A 25,749-nucleotide genomic window follows, 5' to 3' on the forward strand; every position below is an offset into this window, starting at 1 on the left:
TTTCTCCTCCTAGTTTTTACAAATGTTGTTTAGTGGTTTATTTTCCAAATAGTTCACAATATCTTCATAACAAATTTCCACCGAATTAAATACCGTGTCAGCTGAAAAGCCTGCTAAATGTGATGTTAATGTAATATTATCTAACTTAAGAAGCGGCGAATCCTGAGGGAGTGGCTCCACGTCATAAACATCAATTGCTGCGCCACCAATTGTTTCCTCTTGTAGTGCTTCTATGAGCGCTTTGGTGTCGACTAGTCCTGAACGGGCAGTATTAATGAAGTAAGCTTCCTTTTTCATCTGTGCAAATTTTTCTTTGCCCATGTAGTGGGTTGTCGCTGGAACAAGGCGCAGATGCATGGACACAAAATCTGAAGTCGCAAGAAGTTCTTTTTCGGAAACTGGTATATAACCTTCTTTTTGGATGACTTCATCTGGCACCATGGGATCAAAAATAACAATTTCACACCCAAAACCTCTAAGGCGTTCTGCAACGCGGGCTCCAATATAGCCAAAACCGATTAAGCCTACCCGGCAATTTCTTAAATCATGGATATACGTTTGATTCATAAAATCTTTACGCCATAACCCAGCTTTAATCGCAGCATGGCTTCTAGCGATATTTTTATTTTCAGCAAGCATCATCCCGACTGTAAAATCGGCTACAGCGTTCGCGCTCCGCCAGGGTGAATGGATAAGCGGAATTCCCATTTTTTCCAAATATGCTTTATCCGCATTTTCAGTACCACCACGTAAAATGGCAAACAGTTTTACATTTTTAGCCTTATTGATCACCTCTTGATTAATGGCAGCACAGTGGACGATAATAATATCTTTATCTGCACAATTTTCAATAAGTTCTTGGCAAGTCGGGGCTTCCTCCACTCCTTTTTGTTCTAATAAAAGCATACGGTCAGTGATTCGTTCAATTTCGCTTAAGCTACTATCGTTTACAAAGGTCACTTCCGCACCAAGCTCCTCCAAGTTTTTAAAACGTTTCATTACTTCATAAGGTTCATTTGCATCACACACACATAAAATTTTCACTGTTTAACACCCTTTCTTTTAGTAAAAAAGCAAGCAACACTCAAGTAATCAAAATGGAGAATCCCACTTTCATTTCCTGAGTGTTGCCTGCTTTACCAGTCACAATCTCTTAATTTTTTTGTACTAATCGCTCAATATGAGCTGTTAAAAAAACGATTTCATCCTTTCCTAGTTGGTAGCTATATTGTTTGTTTAAATAATCGTCAATTTTTCGTGTGCAAGCGTACGCTTTTGGCATGTCATAAATAATTCGGTTATAAAGCCATTTATCAGTTTCAAGTACTTTTTTAGGTGTCGCTTCAAACATTCTCATTGTGAAAAAACGAAGATGAACAATTAAACGCCTATAATCTAATGATTCCTCATCAAAACTAAGTCCGAAATGATAGCGAATGATGTTTAGTACATCTTGGATTAAAATAGTTACTTGCATTGTTTCATCAACGGATTTATAACCATTACAAGCATTTACAATGTGTAGTGCCATGAAACCTGCTTCGTCTTCAGGTAAATCAACCGCTGCATGTTCATTAATACGTTTCAAACATACTTTTGCGATTGCAAATTCTTCTGGATAAAATTTTTTTATTTCCCAAAGCAACCGATTTTCAAAAAAGATGCCTTGTTTAAAACGGGATACAGCGTAATGAATATGATCAGTTAACGTAACATAAATAATCTTATTTAATGATTTTCCGAGTTCTTTCTCTGTGTAGCAAATAATATCATCTGCCAAAGAAAAATAATCGAATGGTATTTCTTCCAGAAGCTGAATAAGTTGCTTATTCGATGGATCATTGTCAGTTGTAAAAATTTTTTCAATCTTTTCTGTTGGAATCACATCGCCAACTTTCCGATTAAAGCCCACGCCAAGACCTGTGACGATGACTTCTTCTTTCGTTTGGTTGACTGAAAAAACAACATTGTTATTTAGAATTTTTGTGATTAGCATCTGTAAAAATCTCCTTTTGCACGAAATAAAACCCGTATTAGTTGACACACTGCATTTCTAATAAACAGTATGTAATAATACGGGTCTTGCCTGCTTTACCAGTCACAATCCATTAATTTATTATAGTGTATCATAAATAGTAAGCGATTACAAGATGATTTTTAATAAGTATTTCTTTACTAAAAATCAATCAATCATTTATATTCGCTTTACAAAATTACGTTAAAATAAGGTTACAAGCTTTGAACTTGTAACCTTTTAACTCCCTAACTTTAGCTAGTTGCTGCTGGCTTCAGACTGCTGACAAACAACAATCCTCGGTACTCGGATTTCATCATTTGCCAGCAGTCTTTTTTTTGTGTGGAACGTTTTGCTTTTTGTATACTTCGAGTTTTTCTACAAGCTGAGCTTTTTATTCGTTACAACTTCTTTTGGTTAAAATAATTTCTTTATCCGCTGTGATACGAACAAAGTTATTCCAATCAGTTCGAATAAGTGAAACTTCTTTTTCCGCACAGCTGAATTTTAGCAACACATCATCATCTGCGTCTACAACCAAATAAATATCTTCCGTACTTTGGTAAAGTTTTAAATCATTCTCTAATTGAATCTTCCATCCGAAAATTAATAAGTCTGTTTTCATAATCGTCATTTCCGTTCACTCCTCCTATTTTAACTTTTATTTAGAGTGAATGGACTAGCTTTTATTTCAAGTAAATCTTTTTTCCATGATTGTTTTCTCCTTCTATAGTATTAAATTCATTTTAACTGGAGGAAATAAGAATTTCAAGGACTCTTTTTCTGCTAATAAAAAAAGAGACCTCTAAAAATAGAGATCTCTTCGTAGATTTGGGTAGGAGCTAACTAACACGTTTGCCTTGTTACATCATACCGCCCATTCCACCCATGCCGCCCATATCAGGCACAGCAGGAGCATTTTCTTCTGGTTGGTCAGCAACTACTGCTTCAGTTGTAAGAAGTAGTGCTGCAACAGAAGAAGCATTTTGAAGCGCAGAACGTGTTACTTTTGTTGGATCTACGATACCTGCTTCAATCATGTTGACCCATTCTCCATTTGCTGCATTGAAACCAACGCCAACTTTCTCACCTTTTAGACGCTCTACAATGACAGAGCCTTCTAAACCTGCATTGTGTGCAATTTGACGAACTGGTTCTTCAAGTGAGCGAAGAACAATTTTCACACCTGTTGCTTCGTCACCCGTAGCTTCAATTGCAGCTACTTTATTGTAGACATTTACAAGAGCCGTTCCACCACCAGATACGATACCTTCTTCAACAGCTGCACGTGTAGAGTTTAATGCATCTTCAATACGAAGTTTACGCTCTTTTAATTCTGTTTCAGTAGCTGCGCCAACTTTAATGACAGCCACACCACCAGCTAATTTAGCTAAGCGCTCTTGAAGTTTTTCTTTATCAAACTCTGAAGTTGTTTCTTCCATTTGCGCACGGATTTGATTTACACGTGCTGCAATTTGATCAGAGTCCCCGGCACCTTCAACAATTGTCGTATCGTCTTTTGTTACGACAACTTTTTGAGCAGTTCCAAGTTGTTCCATCGTTGTTGATTTAAGTTCAAGACCTAAATCTTCTGTAATGACTTGGGCACCCGTTAAAATACTAATATCTTCAAGCATTGCTTTACGACGGTCACCAAAGCCAGGTGCTTTTACAGCTACTACATTAAATGTTCCACGAAGTTTATTTAATACAAGGGTAGCTTGTGCTTCACCATCAACATCTTCAGCAATGATAAGGAGCGGACGACCTTGTTGAACGACTTGTTCTAAAATAGGTAAAATTTCTTGGATATTCGAGATTTTTTTATCTGTAATTAAAATATAAGGTTTTTCAAGTACTGCTTCCATTTTGTCAGAATCAGTGACCATATATGGACTAGTATATCCGCGGTCAAACTGCATACCCTCCACAACATCAAGTTCAGTTGCAAAGCCTTTTGATTCTTCAATTGTAATCACGCCGTCATTACCAACTCGTTCCATCGCCTCAGCAATCAATTTCCCAACTTCCTCATCACCAGATGAGATAGCAGCAACTTGTGCAATAGAATCTTTTCCTTCGATTGGTTTTGAAATAGATTTAAGTTCTTCGATAGCTGTTACAACAGCCTTTTCAATTCCGCGGCGGATACCAACAGGATTGGCACCAGCTGTTACATTTTTAAGCCCCTCTTGAATCATCGCTTGGGCTAGAACCGTTGCTGTCGTTGTTCCATCACCGGCTACATCATTTGTTTTAGATGCCACTTCCGATACAAGTTTAGCCCCCATGTTTTCAAAAGCATCTTCTAATTCGATTTCTTTAGCAATCGTAACACCATCATTTGTAATTAAAGGCGACCCAAATTTTTTCTCAAGGACAACGTTACGTCCTTTTGGACCAAGCGTTACTTTTACTGCGTTTGCTAATTGGTCAACGCCGCGTAACATTGCGCGACGAGCGTCTTCACTAAATTTAATATCTTTTGCCATAAGTCAATACCTCCATTTTAATTCAAAAATTCTATTTAATTACTGCTAAAATGTCACTTTCGCGGATAATCAACAAGTCTTTTCCTTCAAAGGTTACTTCCGTTCCAGAGTACTTGGAGAAAATAATGTGGTCGCCTGTTTCAACTTCTAGCGCATCTTTTGCACCGTTATCAAGAACTCGACCAGAGCCTACTGCAATAACTTTACCTTCTTGCGGCTTTTCTTTTGCTGAATCTGGTAAAACAATCCCGCTCGCTGTTTTTTCTTCAGCCTCTACAACTTCAATAATAACGCGATCTCCTAATGGTTTTAACAATTCCATAACCTCCTTGAATCTTTTTAGCACTCTATACACTCGAGTGCTAACACAATTCTTATATTAGTCAAAATAGGTTAAAAAAGCAAGTATAAAGGGCTCATTTTTATTAAATTTTTTCTTTCTTATTTGCAACGAATGCCTATTTCTTAGTACAATAGAACAGAATTGAAACGAAACGATAAGTTTCATGGAAGGAAGCGGTTTTTTGGCAAAACGATATATCATCATTATTGTAAGTTATTTTATTCTACTATTTTCTGGTATTTTAGGTGTACCTCTTGTTGCAACCATTTTACATTTATTTAGCCAAGCATCAAATACTGAAATTGCAAATCTCTCTGTTGTAATCTGGAGTATTCTTGCAAACATCGCTTCACTTTGTATTATTTGGCTGACGCTCCGAAATCAACCTGAATTTAATAAAATTGCTACTGGACAAAAAGCAAAACCTTCAAGTAGCATCCTTTTTGCAATAGGTGGTTTCTTCATTTTACTAGTTGCTCAGTATGTGGCGGTGTTTGTTATTACCATTTTTGCTGGTCTACCTAGTGGTTCTGAAAATACAGCAGAACTTTTAGGCTACTCGAAAACAGCGCCCATCTTCCTCATTTTCATTAGTATCCTTGGTCCGATTTTAGAGGAACTAGTGTTTCGTAAAGTGCTGTATGGTGGTCTTTCTAACATCATAAATATTCATGTTGCCGCGGTTATTAGTTCGCTTGTTTTTGCGCTCTTACATGGTGATATTCAATATTTACTCTCCTACTTCTTAATTGGTCTTATTCTTTGTTATCTTTATACGAAAACAAAGCGCATTATTGTTCCGATGTTCGCACATATCTTAATGAATTCTTTCGTTATAATTTTAAGTCTTTTCTTTTGGGGGTAAAAAAGAGATATGAATCGACGCTTTCTATTACAAGGATTGCTTTATATTATTTTAGGTATCGTATTCGTTTATTTCGCGATACAACAAGTAAACTTAAATGGATGGGGCTTTTTTGCTTATGTGATTGCCGGCATGGCGGCTGTGGATTTTGTGACAGGTGCCCGCTTTATTATCCAAGGCTTTAAAAAAAATACTCCACCATCTGATAAAAACTAAAAAAGCTTCCAAAATTTGGAAGCTTTTTTAGTTTATTCTACTGTAACACTTTTCGCTAAATTACGAGGTTTATCTACATCGCACTCACGGTGAAGCGCCGCATAATAGGCAAGTAATTGGCACGGAATAACGCTAGCAAGTGAAGTTAAAAGCGGATGAACTTGCGGAATCACAAGACGGTCACCAGGCTGTTCTAGGCCTTTCATTGCAAATACACAAGCATTTGCCCCGCGTGCTAAAACTTCATTTACATTTCCGCGGATATTCCAGTTAATATTTTCTTGGGTGACGATAGCTAAAACAGGTGTCTCTTCCTCAACAAGTGCTATTGTGCCGTGCTTTAACTCGCCACTCGCGAACCCTTCCGCTTGAATATACGAAATTTCTTTCAGCTTTAAAGCCGCCTCCATAGCGACGAAATAGTCGACACTTCTTCCTAGGAAAAAAGCATTCCGTGTAGTTGCGAGAAACTCACCGGCAATATGTTCAACTAATTCCTTCGAAGATACCATCGTTTCCATGGCTGTCGCGACAATACCAAGCTCAGTAGCTAGATTCAAATCTAGCGCGTCTTGAATTCCTTTTGCTCGACCAAGTGCAACCGCTAGCACACTTAAAACCGCAATTTGTGCCGTATAGGCCTTTGTTGAGGCTACTGCAATTTCAGGACCCGCGAATAAATACATAGTATGATCTGCTTCACGGTCGAGAGTTGATCCTGAAACGTTTGTAAGCGTTAGTGTTGGGTATCCCATACTCTTCACTTTCACGAGCACCTGACGGCTGTCTGCTGTCTCCCCGCTTTGCGTAATAAATAAAAATAGCGGGCGCTCAGATAGAAGTGGCATATTATAGCCAAATTCACTGGAAACATGGACTTCTACAGGAATGTGCGCCAATTTTTCAATTAAATTTTTTCCAACTAGACCTGCATGATAGCTCGTGCCACAAGCAATGATGTGCACACGGTCAGAGGCTAAAATGGCATCTAAGACCGCCTCATCTACACTAAGTTCGCCAGCTTCATTTTGATACGACTGGATAATGCGGCGTGTTACAGCCGGTTGCTCATCGATTTCTTTTAACATATAGTGTGGATAAGTGCCCTTTTCAATATCTGTCGCATCAATGGTTGCTGTATAAGGTGAGCGCTCAATTTCTTCGCCTTCAATGCTTCGAATTTGAATGCTTGTACGTTTTAAAATCACCATTTCTCCGTCCATAATTTCAATGAATTGGTCAGTTTCTTTTAAAGCTGCCATCGCATCACTTGCGATAATATTAAAGCCATTTCCTTTACCGATTAGAAGCGGGCTTTTGCTTTTCGCCGCATAAAGCGTATGACTTTCTTTTTTATCGATCAAACTAATGGCGTATGAGCCGCGTAAAAGTGTGAGCGTCTCGCGAAGCGCTTCTTCGGTCGTTAAACCTTCGTTCGCGAATTTCTCAATCAACTGAACGATGACTTCTGTATCCGTATCGCTTTTAAATGTTGCCTCTTTTAAATAATTTTCTTTTAAAAGAGAATAGTTTTCAATAACGCCATTATGAACAATCGTAAAACGACCAGACGGACTTTGATGGGGATGCGCGTTCTTGCGACTTGGTTTCCCGTGTGTCGCCCAGCGCGTATGTCCGATACCAATTTCTCCGTATGCATTTTTTGCGACAGCTTGAGATAAATCAGCAATCCGTCCCTGTTCTTTTACAACATAAACATCATTTTTATCAAGTAACGCAATACCTGCTGAATCGTAACCACGATATTCTAGTTTTTCTAGTCCATTTAATAAAACATCTTTTGCATTTCTTTCACCAATAAATCCTACAATTCCACACATAATTTATCCTCCAATAGTTAAAAAGGGCAGACGAATCCAATTTTTTGCCCTCCCGAAAAATTTTCGTTTCCTTGGAGAAAAACACATGCTCTTTAGCGCTCTGTTCACTTGGTCACCCAAATGGTTTGTAGCTAAAGCATAACGACTGCATGTACAGCCGGGAGACTCCCGCCGAAATTTCGATTAATCTCCTCCTCGTCAACTAATTTCGTAGCAAGCTAGGATTTCACTAGTCGCTCGTTCCGTTCAATTAGTTCTGGCGCTTTTATTTAATTGTAAACGATCCTCCTTTTCCTTTTTTTCAAGGAAACAAAATCATTCTACACTAAATTGTATAGTTGGTCAAGCATTTTATTAAGCCAATTATTAACAATTGGTATAGACAAGAAAAAGAAAAATTTAAATAAAAAATGGAAATCTATTAATAGACTTCCATTTTTTATTAGTTTTACATACCACCCATGTAGAAAGCTTGCATTAATTCTTGGACAAATAGAACTTGGCTATCCATTTTCCATACGCTTTCATCTTTTGAGTTCACTGAAAGCTTCAGTTTTACCTCTTTTGGTGTCGATACAATGTCTGCTTTATTAATTTGATCTGTGTAAACTTCAAGTAACTTCTTAATAAGTTTATCTTTGTCAGAAGCAATTGACGGGTCTGCTGTAAGTTCCTTTTGTAATTCAGTCGTCAAATTTTCTTGTACGGCATTCATATTAAGACCTTTAATTGAATACGTAATTTCAGGATTTTCCTTATCATCATTTGTTACTTTTGCTGTATACGTTGCTTTTTCTTTAACGCGATTACGTAAAGCTTTGTATAAACTATCCACTTCACTATCAATGTTCAAAGTGCTGCCTGTCATTTGTGCTAAAGAAGATGTAAAGCTCTGTTTAAAGCCCTTTTCAAACTCTTTTTCCGTATCTGTACCGTCTTCACCGTATACATCCTTTACTTTATCCGTGTCTTTTCCGTATACAAGCGCATTAACAGTAACTTCAGCCGCTTCTTTAGGCTCCACACGGTCATTCCCGCATGCCGTTAAAAAGATAGACATAACGAAAATTAAAATTAAACTAACAATACCCTTTTTCTTCAAAACTAAATCCCCCCAAAACAATAATATACTTTCTATCCTAGTATATCATTTTTGCAAGAAGTCTCAATAGATTCCCTATAAAATTCACCTATTTGACACAGAAAACATCGAATTACTTTGAAAAAGTGAAACTATTTACTTTTTTTCCCAATAAGAATTAACAATCCTGAAAGAAAACCAGAAATACCTACGACAAATTGGATGCCGAACAAGCGATTTTCATTTTCGGCAAGGTCATACCCATTTTTTATCGCAAAGTTCATCCATTGTTCAAACCAAGTATAGTTAGACAAATATAAAAAGCCGATTCCAAGCACGATTCCCGCCATAAAGTAAGACCCTCGTTTTAAACTGGAGGCTGCTGCTATTAATAAAAGCACTGTGCTCACACAGGCAAATACTGCATCAAAATCATTTGTAAAAATGTATGCATCGCTGACTTTTGGATTTTGGAAATGCTGAATAATAATGACAGAAAGCCAAATTGTGAGTCCTGCGCTTGCTACTAAAAAGATAACACTTGTCACAAGCCACTTGCGTTTCCAACTTTCATTCTGGTTGAGCTCTGTTGTAAGTAGACCATTTTTATTAAAAAGGAAAACAAAAAATAAAATAAGGCTAATAACCGCTAAGATAGAATTGGTGTAATTAAATGGGCCTTGAATGTCTTCTGTTTTATCAAGCAAAGGCTGGATTTGATAAAAATAAACTGAAAATGCTTGAAAAGCAGTATAGGCAAGTAAAATAGTGGCTACAGCTAAACGAAAAATATCATTTTGAATCATGACTGCCCCGCTCACAATTAGGAGTAGCGCGAATAAGCCGATGACCCAGTAGTTCCAAACAAAATTGTAATTACCTGAATCGCTCATGAAATAGCCATAGACAGCGCTAGAAAAGCTATAGAGTTGGGTGAAACCTATCATTATTGTGAAACTTGCAGCCACTTGGCGTAATTTTTGCAACATAAAAATCCTTTCTTTCATAAAAATCCCGTTATCATAATCGATAACGGGATTTTTAGGTTACTCAGCTCAAACCCATCTCTGCGCGAACAACACTTGCAATTTGTTCACAATAGGCTTCTGTTTTTTCGGTTGTTTCGGCTTCGACCATTACCCGAACGAGTGGTTCTGTTCCTGAAGGACGAACTAAGACACGTCCGTTATCTCCCATATCACTTTCAACAAGACGAATCGCTTCACTTACTTTAGGATTTTCTTCTACCGCATTTTTATCCGTAACACGAATGTTCACTAATTTTTGCGGGAAAGTTTGCATTTCATTAGCCAGCTCCGATAATTTCTTACCAGTCGCCTTCATCACGTTAATAAGTTGGATACCTGATAATAGGCCATCTCCTGTTGTATTATGGTCAAGGAAAATAATATGACCCGATTGTTCCCCGCCGAGGTTATAGTCGCCAGCACGCATGGCTTCCACAACGTAACGGTCACCAACAGCCGTTTGCACATCTGCAATATTCAATTCTTTTAACCCTTTATAGAAGCCTAGATTACTCATAACCGTTGAAACAACTGTATTTTGATTAAGAGACCCGCGTTCATTTAAATATTTGGCACAAATAAACATGATTTTATCGCCATCGACAATTTCACCATTTTCATCAATCGCAATCACGCGGTCCCCGTCTCCGTCAAATGCTAAGCCGACGTTAGCTTCTTTTTCTTTTACAAATGCAGCTAAGCTTTCTGGATGTGTTGAACCAACACCATCATTAATATTTAAACCGTTTGGTGAAGCGCCCATTGACACGGTTTCTGCTTCTAAATCAGCGAACAGATGATTCGCCAAGCTAGATGTGGCTCCGTGAGCACAGTCAAGAGCTACAAGTACACCTGAAAAGTCTTGGTCAACTGTTTGCTTCAAGAATTGTAAATACTTTTGCTTTCCTTCCAAATAATCGCTCACTGTTCCTAATCCGTCAGAACTAGGGCGCGGAAGCTCATCTTTTTCTTTATCGAGTAGTTCTTCGATTTCAAGTTCTTGGTCATCTGAGAGCTTGAAGCCATCAGAACCAAAAAATTTAATACCATTATCTTCAACTGGGTTGTGTGATGCAGAAATCATTACACTGGCTGAGGCGCCTTGTGCACGTGTTAAGTAAGCAACTCCTGGTGTTGAAATAACACCCAAACGCATGACTTCAATTCCTACAGAAACAAGTCCTGCAATAAGCGCAGATTCTAACATTTCCCCTGAAATACGTGTATCTCTTCCTACCAATACTCTCGGGTGCTCTCCCACATGTTTGGTTAGAACGTAGCCTCCCATGCGTCCTAAGCGGAAAGCAAGCTCTGGTGATAATTCCTGATTAGCTATACCGCGAACTCCGTCCGTTCCAAAATATTTTCCCATTATAATTCTCTCCTTCTGTATCAAAACATTGGATTACATTTCTAACAGCAGATTTTTTCTGCTTGCATTCTTCAACTATTTCATTTCTACCAAAAGACAATGCAATTTCTATTATACCTTTTTTTATTAAAAATTTCATCTTGCCGAAAAAAATGCGACTTTATTAGCTTACAGCAGCCGTTTCTTTGACCTTAATCAAAAAATCAGCAGTACTTACAGAAAGTTTATAACTTACTTTACTAGGTAAATTATTCACTTGAATTTTAGTGCTATATTCGCCTTCTTTTGCATTTGATAGATCTGCAATTGCAGTAATGCTTGACTCACTAATTTGATTAATGGTATTTCTTGGACCGCTTAATGTGACATTCACTTTCCCATTAGCAGGCGTTATCATTTCCGCTGTATAGGCGGACGGCAATCCTCTTGTAAAGACATCTAAACTTTGGAAAGTCTTTGAAACCGTTTGATCTCCGTCAGGTTCATCATCTGAACCTTGATTAGTATCATTGTTTGAATCGGGTTCATTTTGATTCGTGTTTGAATCATTATTCGACTTTTTTGCCGTCTTTATTCGCACCTCAACAGTCTGTGGCTGAACAGATTTTGCGCCATTTGGTACTGGAATAGTCACTTTTTGCACGGTATCTGCTGTAATATTACTTACATCTACATCCACACTAATTTGATTAATTTTATCAAGCACATCCGCCTCACCTTCAACTACGACTTCCTTCGTATCAGGCGTGATGCTTGAGATTGTAATATCATCACTAGGCGTCCCCGTTTGATTTATTTTAAGCGGTACTGACTTCCCGACTTTTTCTACCGGAACTGAAACATCTACTTTTTCAGGACTAATTTCAACATCTAATTTGTTTAAATGACTGTCAAACGCAGAAACTGTAGCTTCCGCTTTAAAGTCTTCCTTGTGCGTTGTGTTTGTTTCAACGTTCGCTTTCACATAAGCAATTTGTTCAATCGTGTCTTTGGCACCTGTAATTGATACTTTTTCTGGATCTATCTTCGGCGTTCCCGCCTTATATCCGTCTGCAATGGCCGCGTTGCCAATTTCTGCTTCAACAGAAAATCGCTTCGTCACTTTCTCTTGCACATTCACTTTGGCAGATTCAGGACTAATGGTCACTTTCAATCGTTCCGAAATATCTTTTACTTGGAATTTCACTGTTTGTTCCCCAATTTTAGCATCTCTTAAATCGGCGTACACTTCAAAATCTTGTTGCGCGCGCGCATTTTGAACGATGCTTCTAGGTCCGGAAAGTGTTACCGTTACCGTATCTGGCACACCAGAAACATACAAATTTTCTTTGTCATAATAAACTTGAACTTTCACATTTTGAATGGTTTCTGTGTCCATCTGAGAAGCCGTTTGAAAAGAACCATCACCCGCATTATTTTCAGCTGTAACGGATGTAAACAAAATCGCAGCTAAAACGAGTGAGAGAATACGAATTGACCATTTATTATTTAAAATGCGATCCATCATTTTTTACGACCTCCCTTCAAACGTGAAAAGAAGGATTTTTTCGCTTCTGCTTGCGTAACTAGTTCTTTTTCCAAAATTTCCTTTAGCCGTTCTTCCGACACTTCACGGAATAATTCACCATTTTTTGTTACAGAAATCCCGCCTGTCTCCTCCGATACGACAATCGTTAAACTATCCGTCACTTCACTAATCCCAAGCGCTGCTCTGTGTCTTGTTCCAAGCTCTTTGGATAAAAAGGGGCTATCAGACAGCGGCAAGTAACTTGCCGCAGAAGCAATTTCATTTCCACGAATGATGACTGCTCCGTCATGAAGTGGCGTATTCGGAATAAAGATATTGATTAAAAGTTGGGAAGAAATATTCGCATGAAGCGGTATCCCTGTTTCAATATAGTCTTCCATACCAGTATCTTTTGCAATCGAAATAAGCGCGCCAATTCGGCGTCTTGCCATATAATTTGTCGATTTCAAAATAGAATCAACCAAATTGTGTTGCTCTTTCTCGATTCTTGTGCCGAGTCGAATAAAAATATTTCCCCGTCCAAGCGATTCAAGCGCACGACGGAGTTCTGGTTGAAAAATAATGATAATTGCAAGAAATCCCCACGTTAATGCCTGGTCAGTAATCCATTCAACCGTTTGCAAATGCAGGAAGCTACTTGCCACTTTCACAACGATAATAATAAAAATACCTTTTAAAAGCTGAACCGCCTTTGTTCCGCGGACGAGCATAATTAATTTATAAATGACAAACCAAACAACAAGTATATCTACAATGTTCGCTAAGTATTGTAAAAGTGGTATATTTGCAAAGCTCATCTTTTCGCCTCCAATGCTAAAGCAACTTAATATCTATGCTAGTTTTTCTAAACAGTTTAGACACTGTTCTTTCATAATTTTCATTATAGCATAAGTATACAGCCATAAAAAGAAATCAAAAAGACAGTTTGTTAAAGATTTTTATAAGAAAAAAGCTTTGCTAGAGTTTCCAGCAAAGCTTTTTTCTTATTGGTGCCTTAGTTTTAATTCCGCTGTAGATGTAAGTAAATATTCTTCGTCGTAAACAAAGACTGGTATCTCTTTTCCTGCTAATAGTTTTAGGCATACTTGCTCTTTTTCTACATGAACTTGAATCAGCGTATGGCGATAATTAATTTTGAAAGAATAGTCCTGCCATGTTTTTGGTAAGAAAGGAGCAAATTTTAATTTCCCTTGTGTCGTCCGCATACCTGCAAATCCTTGCACGATAGCAAGCCAGCTGCCAGCCATTGATGTGATGTGGAGCCCATCTTCTGTGTCGTTGTTATAGTTATCTAAATCAAGGCGTGCTGTTCGTTCGTACATTTCAACGGCTTTATCATGTTTACCGATTTCAGACGCGATAACGGCGTGAATCGCTGGTGATAAGCTTGATTCATGAACAGTTAGCGGCTCATAAAACTCAAAGTTACGTTGTTTGGTGTCGAAATCAAAATGATTGGGGAAATAGTAAATGCCTTGTAGCACATCCGCCTGCTTGATAAAGCAGGAGCGTAAGATTTTATCCCAAGACCAGTTTTGATTAATTGGCAAATCAGTGCTTTTTAGTGTGTCTGTTGCGCGTAATTCTTTATCAAGAAAAGTGTCGTGTTGAATAAAGATTTGCCACTTTTCATCATAAGGGAAGTACATGCGTTTTATGATGTCTTGCCACTTTTCAAGTTCTTGCGTATTAATTTGCAGGCGCTCACTCGTCTTAGCATCTAAGTTTTCTAATGTGAATTGGAGCGTCCATCTTGCCATATAATTGGTGAACCAGTTGTTGTTCACGTTATTTTCGTATTCATTTGGACCTGTAACACCATGAATCATATATTTGCTTAACCGGTCAGATAAGTGGACGCGGTCCGCAAAGAAGCGGCTAATTTCAACTAAAACGTCAAGGCCATACTCGGTCAGATAGTTTTTGTCTCCCGTATAGGTGACATAGTTGTAAATCGCGTACGCTATCGTCCCGTTTCGATGGATTTCTTCAAATGTAATTTCCCATTCGTTATGGCATTCAATTCCAGTGAAAGTAACCATTGGATAGAGCGCGCCGTTTAAACCAATTTTCCGAGCGTTTTGTTTCGCCTGTTCAAGCTGATTAAAACGGTATTTTAAGAGGTTATGTGGTACTTCTTCGCTTGTTAGCGCTAAATACATGGGAAGGGCAAAGGCTTCTGTATCCCAATAAGTTGCGCCGCCGTATTTTTCCCCCGTGAAGCCTTTTGGACCGATGTTTAGACGGGCATCCTCGCCGTAGTAAGTGGAAAACAATTGGAAAATGTTGAAACGAATTCCTTGTTGAGCAGAATCGTCCCCTGATATCACCACATCCGCTTTATTCCAGCGTTCCCCCCAGGTAGCGACCTGTTCATCGAAAAGATTTTCAAAAGACTTCATAGCTTGATCCTCTAAAATCGTTTGTGCGCGTTCTTTTAAATCTGCCCCGTCTCGCGAAGTTGTTATAACCACACGTTTTTCAAGGGTAACAGGCGCCTGCTTCTTCGCTAAAATCTTAAACCGTTTTTCGGTATAAAGCGAGCTCGTATGTTCTGTTTCCGCCAAAACTTCACCCGAAATTTTATTTTCCATATGTGCATGTACTGTGAAACGTTCTGTATCAAATGCATTTGGGATTGTCCGCGTTGTAAGTGTATTTTTTGTCACATCCACAGCTTCCCAAAACATTTCGTCATAGTTGGCATCTTCATTATGAACTTCTCCGTCTAAAAATGGCGCTAAAACAAGTTCTGCATCCCCATCGAGGGCTGTAATTGTATACTGTATAACAGCAAGTTCGCGCGTTTCAATGCTTAAAAAGCGAGTGGCGCGAATTTCGTAGCGTTTATCATTTTTTAAAACGGTGAATTGCCGCGTTAAAATTCCCTTTTGCATATCAAGTGTTAAATCAAAATCGATTAATGTATCTGTGTATAAATCTAGTTTCTCACCGTCAATAAGTACTTCGATGCCAATAAAATTAAGCGCGTTAATGACTTTACCAAAATAATCAGGATAGCCATTCTTCCACCAGCCCACCCGTGTTTTATCAGGGAACCAAACACCTGCAATATAAGTACCTTGATGTGTATCCCCTGAATAGCCTTCTTCAAAATTGCCGCGCATGCCCATGTAGCCATTTCCAATAGATGTTAGACTTTCCTGCAAACGTTTTTGTTCTTTATTTAATTCTTTCGTTCTCAGTTTCCATGCGTCTACTTCGAATAATCGTTGCCTCATGCTAAATCCTCCTAAACTAACCTCACATCTTCTTTATAAAAACGTGTTTTTAAAAATGTCATTGCAATGAGTAAGACCGCACCGAGTGACTGAATCCCAATCATTACTGTGATATCAAAATAAATGAAACCAAAAATGGTCGCGACAAGCGTTGGTAGTCCAATTGCATTCAGCGATAAATTCATCGCTTCTTTAAATGAATTGATTTTTGAAAAAGAACTTTTTTTCGTGAGCGCTAAGCAAATGGAACTAAATAAAATGAGCATGAGCGAACTTACGAATGTTAAAGTGCCTAAAACGAAAACCATTCCTAGAAATACGACCGGTTTATACTGCGCGTACCAAGTTGTGTTAATAAAATCTCCCAAGTTCGTAACCACGCCACTTTCTGGATAAACTAAGGAAAACTTGTAGCCAGATGCATCTTTTAAGTCTAAACGTGTTTCACCAAATGAAATTGCGCTCTTAGCGACATCAAATGTATGTTGCGGGACGAAAACGCCAGAGACGCCACTATCATCTTGAAAAACCATTTCGCTTCCATTTACTAGTTTCCCATCTTCAATTTTAAGCTGTTCCAATTGGCTCGCCGCCTGATTACTGGAAAGCGCATCTAAACCGCTCGTCCATTTCAAAATTTCAAAATCGTTTTGCTTCGCCTGATGAAGCGAAATCGGTATAAGTAATAGCGCATTCAGTAAAATAAAGCAAAAAAGCATTTTTAACCACGAAAGATTTTTTCGGGCTGCAAAAATCCGTTTAGGGCTCCAAATATTTGGAAAGTATAATTCCGGAAAGGTTTGCTTTTTCATTTTAGGACTCCTTTCAAAAAATGATTATCCTTTCGTACCGCCTGCTGTTAAACCAGAAACAAAGTTTTTTTGCAAGAAGAAGAAAAGGAGACAAATTGGAAGTGCTGCTAGTATGGCACCTGCCGCGAACAATGCCACTTTTTGTTGTTGTGGGTTTGAAATGAAGCTTTGCAATCCAACTGCAATCGTTAAGTTTTCTGGGGTACGCAGTAAAAATTTCGCTAGTAAAAAGTCGCCAAACGGTCCCATAAAGGCCCAAAGCGCTTGGACAGCTATCATCGGTCTAACGAGCGGTAAAATAATTTGCCCAAAAATCCGGAAATGCCCAGCCCCGTCTAGTTTTGCCGATTCGTCCAAATCGCGTGGAATGGTATCAAAATAGCCTTTCATGAGCCATGTATTCATCGGAATCCCCCCGCCGATATAAATAAGCGTTAGGAACCAGTAGTGATCGAGTGCTCCGAGTAACATTGCGAGTACGTAAAAAGCTGTTAATGCCGCCATTGTTGGTACCATTTGAATAATTAAAAAGAAGACTAGGCTATTTTTCCGCCCCTTAAAACGATATCTACTATATGTGTATCCAGCGAATGTAACGATTATAACCTGTAAAATCATCGTGAAAGTCGCAATGATTAGCGTGTTTTTATACCAATCAAGGTAGAGTGTTTCGTTAAACAAGCGCGCGAAATTACTTAGTGTCCAGTCATCCGACCATTCAAGTGAGAAGGCTGCAATGTTCCCTGGTTTAAATGCTGATGATGCGGTAATTAAGATTGGATAAAGGATGACAACGGAAAGCGCTAGTAAAAACAAATAAGTGAAAAACTTCGTCAAAAAGTTCGTTGTTCTTTGATCTTTAAAAAATGCCTTCATTACATCATCTCCTCATTTCCAAATGCATTAGTCTTCTTAAAGGCAATCATAGAAACACCAATGACAATTGCTGAAATAATAAGTGTTACAGCTGCCGCGAGTGCATATTGCGGGGATGTCCCTGTCGTGAGTTTATAGATCCATGAAATTAAAATATCGGTCGAGCCAGCGCCACCGCCAACACTGCCAGGTCCTCCTTCATTGAAGAGGTAAATAATTGAGAAATTATTAAAATTAAATGTATATTGGGTAATAAAAACAGGTGCTGTTACAAATAAAATCATCGGTAGAGTAATCTTTCTAAATCGCGCCATCGCACTTGCGCCGTCAATTCGTGCGGCCTCATACAGTTCTCCTGGAATTGCTTGCAAGACGCCTGTCACCATCACGTAAATGTACGGAAAACCAAGCCACCCTTGAATGGAAATAAGGGCTACTTTCGTCCAAAATGGATCTGTCTTCCACGGTATGGCATTAATATCTACAAATGGCAGATGGTTTAAAAGTGGAATGACTTGCGCATTAATCGCACCAATGCTGTCATTAAACATATTTGAAAAACTCATAATGGTTATAAAAGCTGGAACCGCCCATGGTAATAGAAAGATAACACCAAAAAGGCGTTTTCCTTTAATAAAGCTTTGGTTTGCAACAATTGCTGTGAATACGCCTAATACGATTTGTAGGGTAGTCGCACAAAGTGTCCAAACAATCGTCCATGAGAAGACGCTTAGGAATGTGTCACGGTAAGCGCTCAAGAAGAAAATATTAAAGAAGTTTTTAAATCCTACCCAGTCAATGAGATTGGCTGGTGGAATATGGTAAAAATCGTAGTTTGTAAATGCCATGAAAAGTGTTACTAATACAGGGAAAATAATGACAAAAGTCATGACGATATACGCCGGCATCGTAAAGAGATACGGGAAACCTTTATCCACCATATTTTTTAAGATGGCTTTTGTGCTAACATTGACACTTTCCCCGAGGTTCCACTGTTTAGCCACTCGGTTTGCATCGTATAAATTAAGTATGTAAAAGCCGATAAATATCATTGTAACAATGAGTTGCAACGTGCCTTCAATCAAAAGAAAGAGCGAATGATCGACACCAGGAATAGATCCAAGCGTAATCAAATTATACAAAGCTCGAAAACCAAACATAGCAAGCTCAATCGCAAACAAAATGAAAATAACTAAAAAGATAATTCCTTTAAAATTTTGTTTATTATAAAACTGGCCTAGCCCGGGAATGATTGATAACAAAGTCGCTTTACGGACATTTTTTATTTCCTTTTGTTCGATATCCATTTTGTTACCCTCTCACTTCTTTTAATAGTCCGTACGGGAAAGCATGAAAGCTTTCCCATACGTCATTATTTTATTTCGTGTATTTTTGCGAAATGTTATCTTCAATAACTTTTACAGCATCGTCTGCTGATTTTTGTGGTGTTTTCTTACCAGAAGCTGCATCAAACATTAAGTTTTCTGCTCCTGTCCAAACTTCAGCCATTTCTGGAATATTTGGCATTGGTTGAGCATTTTCATATTGTTCAATAACAGCATTTGTTAGTTCATCATTTTTATCAAGAGCCGCTTTTCTCGCAGCGGTATTCGCTGGTACTTCATTTGTTAAATCATAAAATGTAGATTGATTTTTTTCATTTGTAACATAATCTAGGAATTTTTGCGCTAAATCTTTTTCTTTTGAATAGTTACTAATCACCCAGCCTTTACCACCTGCAAACGGTGAATATTCTTTTCCATTTGGAAGCGTTGGAATTTTAGCAACCCCGTAATTCAATTTCGCTTCTTTATAATTTGCTGCTGACCATGGTCCACCAATAATTGCTGCTGTTTTACCTTTAACAAATTGATCTTGAATAAAGTCGTCAGCACTCTTATTATCTTGCATTCCTTTTGGCCATATATCTTGGAACCATTTCGTTGCATAAGTAATTCCTTCTACAGAACCTTCATTATTTAAACCAATATCTTGTGGATTTGTACCATCATCTCCAAATACATAACCGCCGTATCCTGCTAAAAGCCCATAAGAGAAGTAGAAATCTGTCCATTTTGCTAAGAAACCGATATTTTTTCCTTTTTCAGAACTAAAATCGAAACGTGTGTCTTTTGCGAGATTTTCTAAATCGCCAAATGTTTCAGGTGCCTTGTCAATTAAATCTTTATTATAATAAAGCACAACCGTTTCAATAATTGCTGGTGCTCCGTATATTTTTCCGTCTATTGTAACTTGTTTTACGTCTTTATCATCATATTGGTCTTTATTTCCTAGTTTTACTTCTGCCAAATGCCCTTGTTGCCCTAGCCCCCCGATTCGGTCGTAAGCAGACATCATAACATCTGGTGCCGTTCCAGCAGGTCCATCAAGTGGAAGCGCTTCTAATTGTTCAAACATATCTTTTTCAACAATTTTGATTTTCGCATTATTTTCTTTTTCAAAATCACCTTTAATTGAATCCATATATTTTTTGTATCCGCTATCAACTGAAACAGTTAATGTTTTCGTATCCCCACTACTTGCTTTATCATCAGATGCTCCGCCGCCACATGCTGCTAAACTTAGAACAAGACCAGTTGCCAGTCCTAAAACACCAAGTTTCTTTTTCAAATCCATTACCTTTTCCTCCTCAAATTTAAAAAATCAGTTTGACGCTTCTTTCGTAAAACTAGGTTAACCTTACATTTATTATAGCCATGACAAGAAAACGTTTTCAACTCCATTTTTCATGTTACCGATAACAGAATTTTGGAAACGCATTTGTGAAAAATACGCAAATTCGTTTCCAAAACCTGCTTCCTATTTCACAATCCGAAAACCATCTTTCGGTACAACAACTTCTGGCGCAATCTTTTCATTCCGAAAGACGTCGATACTCGCTTCAACAGACACGACATTCTCCTCTTTCCCTTGGTTAAAAATAAAAGTAATGGCTTCTCCGTCTAGTTCACGCTTAAACATAACCAAGCCTTCCTGAACCCGACTATTGTCCCAAATCAGTTCACCGCGTGAAATGAGTGCTTGATATTTTTTTCTGATTGCAATTAAACGCTTTGTAAATGTGAACATATCTAAATCTTGTTTTTCTTCATCCCACACCATACATTTCCTACAAAGTGGATCATTTGCACCACTCATTCCCACTTCAGTTCCATAATAAATACACGGCGAACCAGTATGAGCGAACATGAATGTGAGTACCTGTTTCACCTTATCTTTATTTCCGTCTGCGCGCGTTAAAATTCGCGCTGTATCATGGCTATCCAGCAAATTAAACATGACTTCACTCACTTGTTTTGGATAGCGCATATATTGCTCATTAATACTTGCAATCATCTTTTCAGGTGAGATTTTATTTTCAATAAAGTTTTCAATAATCGTCTGCGTAAACGGATAATTCATCACCGCATCAAATTCATCACCAAGCAACCAAATCCAAGAATCATGCCATATCTCTCCTAAAATATAAACATCTTCTTTCTCACTTCGCACGACTTGACGGAATTTTTTCCAAAAAGCATGATCGACTTCATTTGCAACATCAAGGCGCCAACCATCTATATCAAATTCTCGAATCCAATAAGCCGCAATATCGAGCAAATATTTTTGCACTTCTGGATGGCTCGTATTTAATTTTGGCATGTGCGTTGTAAAGGCAAATGTGTCATATGAAATCGATGTTGCATTCTCCACGTTCCCATTTTCCCCGTAGCGAACAGGGAAACTATGCACATGAAACCAATCTTTATATTTTGATTTCTCCTCATTTTGTATCACATCTTGCCACATTTCACTCGTATCACCGATATGGTTGAAAACAGCATCAAGCATCACTTTTATCCCACGTTTATGCGCTTCATCGACAAGCTTTTTAAACGTCTCTTTGTCGCCAAAATGTGGATCAATTTTCATATAGTCAAGTGTGTCATACTTATGATTTGTCGGCGCCTCAAAGATCGGCGTCATGTAAATCCCATTAATTCCAAGATTTTCCAAGTAATCTAAGTGCTCAGTAATTCCAACTAAATCGCCACCAAAAAAGTCGGTTGTACTTGGTTCCTTACTACCCCAAGGAAGTACATTTTCCGGTGATAAACTCGGATCTCCATCTGCAAAGCGTTCTGGAAAAATTTGGTACCAGATTGTGTTTTTAACCCACTCCGGCGCTTTAAAAGTATCCACCTCATGAATGAACGGGAATTTAAAATAATAGTCCATCGTATTCAAATTAATTAGCGTATCTTCAAAAAAGCCACGCCCGCCGTAAAATATCGTTTCCCCTTCAAAATCCTCTAGAATAAAACCATATTGCACACGTCTACGTTCTGGTTCTACGACAAAGCCAAAATAATCATGTTCTTCTGTCGTCGCGATTTTGCTCATTTCAAACCGCTCGCCCATCCACTTTTCGTTCTCATACTCATACGGATCCGCACAAATAAGCATGACCTTCTTAATATCATCCTTTTTTGCTCGAATACGAATATGTAAATCAAAACCATCATAACTAAAAGCATAGTGACTTGCCGGTTGGTGATAAATTGCAGCTTTTTCCATGAATATGCCCTCCTTTTTACTTTCTATCACAACGTTAGCAAACAATGTAACCGCTCGCAATCTTTTTTTCCTCGTTAACGGTAACAAAAAAACGTATTCTCTCTTAGAATGGTTTGAATTTTATTGAACAGATTTTCCGACCGGATTATATAATGCAGAATCCCTGTCTATCAAAAATCAATTGATTCCTTTTTCGTGTGAACATCGACTATAAATGAGAATATAAAAAAGACTAGAGTCATTATTAAAACCCTAGTCTTATATTCTATTAAAAAAACATATACTTCTATTCGTTATTTAAATTTCATCTCCATCATCAGACTTTACTTTTTTCCACACTAATTTAGATTCATTAACTTCTGCTGTTATTGTCAATAAACCATCCTCATATCTTGCAAATCTTTTTTGAACTTGACCAAGCCAAGTTGGATTCATACTCACTGACATCGTATGCAGTATGGTTATGGTATTCGTTGCTTCATCAAAGCTTGTAATTTTATAAGCACCCGCATAAGCTAAATAACCATGAGCAGCTTCTGCCATTTCTTTCTCTGTTCCGGTGTGCAAATCATGGCTTTTATAGGGAGGTCTTCCTCTTTTCATCATTTGTGCCGAGACATAACCATCTGGTGTATACATTAGAAAGCCTGTGGGTTGCAGACCTAAAGGTGTACTTTTTTTCCCATCTATTCGATACTCATAGTCAACAAGTTCCCAAGTTCCTACCAAAAACTCTGTTAAATTCATCATTCATCGTCTCCACATAACTCATTATTTTTTTCTTTTATAATTGGCATCAAAATATTTTCCGGCACGTATATCATCTGTCATCCCTTTATACGGTGCCTCTGATATAACTTCTTCATTATTTATTCCTGCGTCCCCAATATACGTAATTTTAGCAAACTCTGGAACAACTAATTTTGGATAGGTTTCATATTTTTCGCGTGCTTCAATCATCTGATCAATATGATCATTTTGGAAAGTAACAGTAATTTCAGGATGTTCTTCTACCCACTTAGGGAAAAAAATAGTCCCATGCATTTTCTTTTCATTAGGCATAAAATCAAGGGCTACATCAGTACCCGTTGGTTCCGTCCAAGTCACTTTAAAAACACCTTCTGTCAATTGAACCATATTAACTTCTTGATTTCTCACCCATCTTCCTGCTACCATACCCCCGTGAATTCGATAATCAAGAGTATGATCATTCTTACCATACCACTCATATTCCCAACCATTATCATAAGTGTAGATGAAATGAGATCCAACAAAATCATCTAAAGTTTCAAATTTCTTCATATAACCCCTCCTTAATGATATATAAATATTTGCATATCCATATTGTGCCTGTTTTAGAAATTTGTCAAGTAACTATACGTACACATAAAAATATAATTCGATATATTCCGATTAGTCAAATTGGGCAGGAAAATATGTCTTGCAATAATTTTTAAAAACGCCTTTTCAGATTGCAATCGGCGAACTTTGGCAAACTAAGTATGGCCAAATTCACCCAGCACTAAAAACTTTGAATAAAAATCGGATAGCTTCTCAAATGACAATTGTTGGGATCAAACTAGAAAAAATCTGTTCAGTGACCCCTAGAAAAAGAACAGATTAATAATTGGTTATTGGACCGACCATCATTTTCTCCGTCATAGCGGTGAAAATGATGGTCGGTCCATTTATGATATTTTAACTAAATAGCAACCCTTTCATCAATAAAAACTAAACTTTTAAAATTCTTGATAGAAAGATTACTCTAACCCTGTAGTAGAACCACGCACAATAAGTTGTGGCTCAAATAAAATATTATCTTGAGAGGCTCCGGCGTCATTTATTTTGCGAAGAAGCATACGTGCGAGCTCTTCTCCCATTTCAATAACAGGTGATTGTACGGTCGTAATATGCGGCGAGGAGATGCGGTCTAAAAAGACACCGTCAAAACCAGTAACAGCGAAGTTTTCCCCAAATTTCCGTCCAAAACTCAGCCCAGCTCGAACAACACCAATCGCAATTCGGTCAGATGCACAAACATAGGCGATATCATTCGAGTTATAACGGAGCAAATCAATCCCTTTTTGCTCGGCTACACGTGAACTGTTTTTTAAAAAGTAGGATTCCGGTGTAAGCCCGTTCCGGCGCATTGTTTCTTCATATCCCGCCAGACGAGAAACCATAAATTGCTCTTCTAATAAATCAATGCCTAAAAAAACGATACGCTTAAATCCTAAATGAATCACATGTTCCGTCGCAAGTCTCGTTCCTTTTTTATTATCCACATCAATAAAATCATAACCACGTGTATTTTCCCCGTATAAAATTACAGGTTTTTCAATATCTAATACGCCTAAGTCAAAATCTTCATTTCGAATTCCTGTTACAATTAAGCCATCATAAGAACCGATATTTTTAGATTTTCGTGTAACAAGCTGTAAGGAATAAAAATGCTTATCTAATTCCCGGCTGATACCTGTCAGTAAATTCATGTAGTATGGTTCAACTGTATCAATTTCTTCTAAAATCAAAAATTTTATCACCTGCGTCCGGTTCTGTACAAGTGCTCTGGCTGCAAAATTAGGTACATAGTCAAGCTCTTTCATCGCTTTAAAAACGAGGGTTTTTAATTCATCAGAAACTTGATCAGGATGATTGATAACACGCGAAACTGTCATTTTTGAGACATTCGCTTTTTTTGCGACATCTGCTAATGTGGCCATCAAAATCCCCTTCCAATTCGATTCTTGTACTTTAATTGTATCATCTTTTTCTATTAGAACAAGAAAATAAAAAATATCAGACTACTGATAAATAACTTTTATCAATAGTCTGATTCAATTCATCTTATAATTTCTATACAAACCGAAGTATTTCGATAAAAAACACATTAAGCCTTGTTGTATTGTGTCCCCATTTTCTTTTTGGACGACTCCTTCGCGCGATATGTACGCACGTTTTCTGCGACAAGTTTACACAACTGATGCGTTGTACCTATAATTACGCCTGTAATACATGAGATGAGTGCCACAATAAAAAAGTTCAGTAGCGGGGAAGCTACGCTATTCATAGCCGCAATACCAAGAATAAAAATGATACAAGCTGGTAATACAAAATATCTAATATCCTGTTCCGACATACAACGCACCCCTACTTTCATAACTTTGTGAAAATCTCTCACTTACACTTTTTAGTATACTCCGTTAAATGGCATTTTTCAAGGGTTTTTCAAAACGTCACAAATTTGTCAAGTTTGCGCTTTTTTTCAATAAATGGGGTAATAGCGCGTTTTTCGTTCTACGAATACGTCAACTTCTCTCCAGACATCGAAATGATATAATTGTTACCTTTTTGTAAATAAAAATCATTACTAAATACCCAATTTTGTATTTCATTGTATATTAGGCTACAAAAAAACCTCTTTTCATCCAAATGAAAAGAGGTTTTTAAATAAATTTCAT

At 37.8% G+C, this 25,749-nt stretch carries 23 protein-coding genes; 2 read left to right on the forward strand and 21 right to left on the reverse strand.

Going from position 1 to position 25,749, the window contains the following annotated elements; all coding sequences use genetic code 11:
- Positions 1-9 precede the first annotated feature (9 nt).
- The 5 genes from R8923_RS04970 to groES all read right to left on the reverse strand — a co-directional run bounded on the left by R8923_RS04970 (position 10) and on the right by groES (position 4,822).
- A complete protein-coding gene (locus R8923_RS04970) occupies positions 10-1,044 on the reverse strand; it encodes a 2-hydroxyacid dehydrogenase (RefSeq protein ID WP_485871664.1) in 1,035 nt (344 codons plus the stop codon).
- A gap of 109 nt (positions 1,045-1,153) precedes the next feature.
- Positions 1,154-1,996, reverse strand: coding sequence for a BglG family transcription antiterminator LicT (gene licT, locus R8923_RS04975; RefSeq protein ID WP_485871665.1), 843 nt, complete (start codon positions 1,994-1,996; stop codon positions 1,154-1,156).
- 412 nt (positions 1,997-2,408) lie between these two features.
- Complete coding sequence (locus R8923_RS04980) at positions 2,409-2,648, reverse strand: hypothetical protein (protein ID WP_485871666.1); 240 nt, start codon at positions 2,646-2,648, stop codon at positions 2,409-2,411.
- A gap of 229 nt (positions 2,649-2,877) precedes the next feature.
- Positions 2,878-4,506, reverse strand: coding sequence for a chaperonin GroEL (gene groL, locus R8923_RS04985; protein WP_485871667.1), 1,629 nt, complete (start codon positions 4,504-4,506; stop codon positions 2,878-2,880).
- A 31-nt stretch (positions 4,507-4,537) separates the two neighbouring features.
- On the reverse strand, positions 4,538-4,822 hold the full coding sequence (groES, locus tag R8923_RS04990) for a co-chaperone GroES (protein WP_485871668.1): 285 nt from the start codon (positions 4,820-4,822) through the stop codon (positions 4,538-4,540).
- 208 nt (positions 4,823-5,030) lie between these two features.
- Here groES and R8923_RS04995 point away from each other — a divergent pair, with 208 nt between their 5' ends.
- Entirely contained in the window at positions 5,031-5,714 is a 684-nt protein-coding gene (locus R8923_RS04995; protein ID WP_485871669.1) for a CPBP family intramembrane glutamic endopeptidase, read from the forward strand.
- Positions 5,715-5,723: 9 nt separating this feature from the next.
- Positions 5,724-5,930: a YdiK family protein gene (locus R8923_RS05000; protein ID WP_485871670.1), complete on the forward strand. Its 207-nt coding sequence runs from the start codon at positions 5,724-5,726 to the stop codon at positions 5,928-5,930.
- A 32-nt stretch (positions 5,931-5,962) separates the two neighbouring features.
- Here R8923_RS05000 and glmS read toward each other — a convergent pair whose 3' ends face one another.
- The 16 genes from glmS to R8923_RS05080 all read right to left on the reverse strand — a co-directional run bounded on the left by glmS (position 5,963) and on the right by R8923_RS05080 (position 25,427).
- Positions 5,963-7,771 carry a glutamine--fructose-6-phosphate transaminase (isomerizing) gene (gene glmS, locus R8923_RS05005; protein WP_485871671.1) on the reverse strand — a complete coding sequence of 603 codons (1,809 nt, stop codon included), beginning with the start codon at positions 7,769-7,771 and terminating at the stop codon, positions 5,963-5,965.
- Between the two features lie 448 nt (positions 7,772-8,219).
- Positions 8,220-8,831, reverse strand: a complete 612-nt coding sequence (locus R8923_RS05010) for a DUF5105 domain-containing protein (RefSeq protein ID WP_485871964.1) — start codon at positions 8,829-8,831, stop codon at positions 8,220-8,222.
- 173 nt (positions 8,832-9,004) lie between these two features.
- Entirely contained in the window at positions 9,005-9,841 is an 837-nt protein-coding gene (locus R8923_RS05015; RefSeq protein ID WP_485871672.1) for a hypothetical protein, read from the reverse strand.
- Positions 9,842-9,902: 61 nt separating this feature from the next.
- Positions 9,903-11,252, reverse strand: a complete 1,350-nt coding sequence (gene glmM, locus R8923_RS05020; protein WP_485871673.1) for a phosphoglucosamine mutase — start codon at positions 11,250-11,252, stop codon at positions 9,903-9,905.
- 163 nt (positions 11,253-11,415) lie between these two features.
- Positions 11,416-12,759: a CdaR family protein gene (locus R8923_RS05025; protein ID WP_485871674.1), complete on the reverse strand. Its 1,344-nt coding sequence runs from the start codon at positions 12,757-12,759 to the stop codon at positions 11,416-11,418.
- Positions 12,756-13,577, reverse strand: a complete 822-nt coding sequence (gene cdaA, locus R8923_RS05030) for a diadenylate cyclase CdaA (RefSeq protein ID WP_485871675.1) — start codon at positions 13,575-13,577, stop codon at positions 12,756-12,758. Before cdaA ends, R8923_RS05025 begins: the two co-directional genes overlap by 4 nt.
- Positions 13,578-13,763: 186 nt before the next feature.
- The gene (locus tag R8923_RS05035; RefSeq protein WP_485871676.1) at positions 13,764-16,022 is read right to left on the reverse strand and encodes a glycoside hydrolase family 65 protein; all 2,259 of its coding nucleotides are present in this window, start codon (positions 16,020-16,022) and stop codon (positions 13,764-13,766) included.
- Positions 16,023-16,033: 11 nt separating this feature from the next.
- Entirely contained in the window at positions 16,034-16,834 is an 801-nt protein-coding gene (locus R8923_RS05040; RefSeq protein WP_485871677.1) for a DUF1189 family protein, read from the reverse strand.
- Positions 16,835-16,858: 24 nt separating this feature from the next.
- The gene (locus R8923_RS05045) at positions 16,859-17,710 is read right to left on the reverse strand and encodes a sugar ABC transporter permease (protein ID WP_485871678.1); all 852 of its coding nucleotides are present in this window, start codon (positions 17,708-17,710) and stop codon (positions 16,859-16,861) included.
- Complete coding sequence (locus R8923_RS05050; protein ID WP_485871679.1) at positions 17,710-19,017, reverse strand: sugar ABC transporter permease; 1,308 nt, start codon at positions 19,015-19,017, stop codon at positions 17,710-17,712. Before R8923_RS05050 ends, R8923_RS05045 begins: the two co-directional genes overlap by 1 nt.
- A gap of 70 nt (positions 19,018-19,087) precedes the next feature.
- Complete coding sequence (locus tag R8923_RS05055; protein WP_485871680.1) at positions 19,088-20,347, reverse strand: extracellular solute-binding protein; 1,260 nt, start codon at positions 20,345-20,347, stop codon at positions 19,088-19,090.
- Positions 20,348-20,530: 183 nt separating this feature from the next.
- Positions 20,531-22,288: a glycoside hydrolase family 13 protein gene (locus R8923_RS05060; protein ID WP_485871681.1), complete on the reverse strand. Its 1,758-nt coding sequence runs from the start codon at positions 22,286-22,288 to the stop codon at positions 20,531-20,533.
- Positions 22,289-22,585: 297 nt separating this feature from the next.
- Positions 22,586-23,038, reverse strand: a complete 453-nt coding sequence (locus tag R8923_RS05065) for a lipocalin-like domain-containing protein (protein ID WP_485871682.1) — start codon at positions 23,036-23,038, stop codon at positions 22,586-22,588.
- 21 nt (positions 23,039-23,059) lie between these two features.
- Positions 23,060-23,590, reverse strand: a complete 531-nt coding sequence (locus R8923_RS05070; RefSeq protein WP_485871683.1) for a phenolic acid decarboxylase — start codon at positions 23,588-23,590, stop codon at positions 23,060-23,062.
- Between the two features lie 458 nt (positions 23,591-24,048).
- On the reverse strand, positions 24,049-25,011 hold the full coding sequence (locus R8923_RS05075; protein ID WP_485871684.1) for a LacI family DNA-binding transcriptional regulator: 963 nt from the start codon (positions 25,009-25,011) through the stop codon (positions 24,049-24,051).
- Between the two features lie 167 nt (positions 25,012-25,178).
- Positions 25,179-25,427: a hypothetical protein gene (locus tag R8923_RS05080; protein WP_485871685.1), complete on the reverse strand. Its 249-nt coding sequence runs from the start codon at positions 25,425-25,427 to the stop codon at positions 25,179-25,181.
- Between the last annotated feature and the right edge of the window lie 322 nt (positions 25,428-25,749).

The organism is Listeria tempestatis, assembly GCF_963575625.1.
Taxonomy (GTDB): domain Bacteria; phylum Bacillota; class Bacilli; order Lactobacillales; family Listeriaceae; genus Listeria; species Listeria tempestatis.

Coding starts and splice junctions, on each gene's coding strand:
- licT (WP_485871665.1), bottom strand. CDS start 1,996: ATGCTAATCACAAAAATTCTAAATAACAATGTTGTTTTTTCAGTCAAC.
- R8923_RS04980 (WP_485871666.1), bottom strand. CDS start 2,648: ATGACGATTATGAAAACAGACTTATTAATTTTCGGATGGAAGATTCAA.
- groL (WP_485871667.1), bottom strand. CDS start 4,506: ATGGCAAAAGATATTAAATTTAGTGAAGACGCTCGTCGCGCAATGTTA.
- R8923_RS05000 (WP_485871670.1), top strand. CDS start 5,724: ATGAATCGACGCTTTCTATTACAAGGATTGCTTTATATTATTTTAGGT.
- glmS (WP_485871671.1), bottom strand. CDS start 7,771: ATGTGTGGAATTGTAGGATTTATTGGTGAAAGAAATGCAAAAGATGTT.
- R8923_RS05010 (WP_485871964.1), bottom strand. CDS start 8,831: ATGTCTATCTTTTTAACGGCATGCGGGAATGACCGTGTGGAGCCTAAA.
- R8923_RS05015 (WP_485871672.1), bottom strand. CDS start 9,841: ATGTTGCAAAAATTACGCCAAGTGGCTGCAAGTTTCACAATAATGATA.
- glmM (WP_485871673.1), bottom strand. CDS start 11,252: ATGGGAAAATATTTTGGAACGGACGGAGTTCGCGGTATAGCTAATCAG.
- R8923_RS05025 (WP_485871674.1), bottom strand. CDS start 12,759: ATGATGGATCGCATTTTAAATAATAAATGGTCAATTCGTATTCTCTCA.
- cdaA (WP_485871675.1), bottom strand. CDS start 13,577: ATGAGCTTTGCAAATATACCACTTTTACAATACTTAGCGAACATTGTA.
- R8923_RS05035 (WP_485871676.1), bottom strand. CDS start 16,022: ATGAGGCAACGATTATTCGAAGTAGACGCATGGAAACTGAGAACGAAA.
- R8923_RS05040 (WP_485871677.1), bottom strand. CDS start 16,834: ATGAAAAAGCAAACCTTTCCGGAATTATACTTTCCAAATATTTGGAGC.
- R8923_RS05045 (WP_485871678.1), bottom strand. CDS start 17,710: ATGAAGGCATTTTTTAAAGATCAAAGAACAACGAACTTTTTGACGAAG.
- R8923_RS05050 (WP_485871679.1), bottom strand. CDS start 19,017: ATGGATATCGAACAAAAGGAAATAAAAAATGTCCGTAAAGCGACTTTG.
- R8923_RS05055 (WP_485871680.1), bottom strand. CDS start 20,347: ATGGATTTGAAAAAGAAACTTGGTGTTTTAGGACTGGCAACTGGTCTT.
- R8923_RS05060 (WP_485871681.1), bottom strand. CDS start 22,288: ATGGAAAAAGCTGCAATTTATCACCAACCGGCAAGTCACTATGCTTTT.
- R8923_RS05065 (WP_485871682.1), bottom strand. CDS start 23,038: ATGATGAATTTAACAGAGTTTTTGGTAGGAACTTGGGAACTTGTTGAC.
- R8923_RS05070 (WP_485871683.1), bottom strand. CDS start 23,590: ATGAAGAAATTTGAAACTTTAGATGATTTTGTTGGATCTCATTTCATC.
- R8923_RS05075 (WP_485871684.1), bottom strand. CDS start 25,011: ATGGCCACATTAGCAGATGTCGCAAAAAAAGCGAATGTCTCAAAAATG.
- R8923_RS05080 (WP_485871685.1), bottom strand. CDS start 25,427: ATGTCGGAACAGGATATTAGATATTTTGTATTACCAGCTTGTATCATT.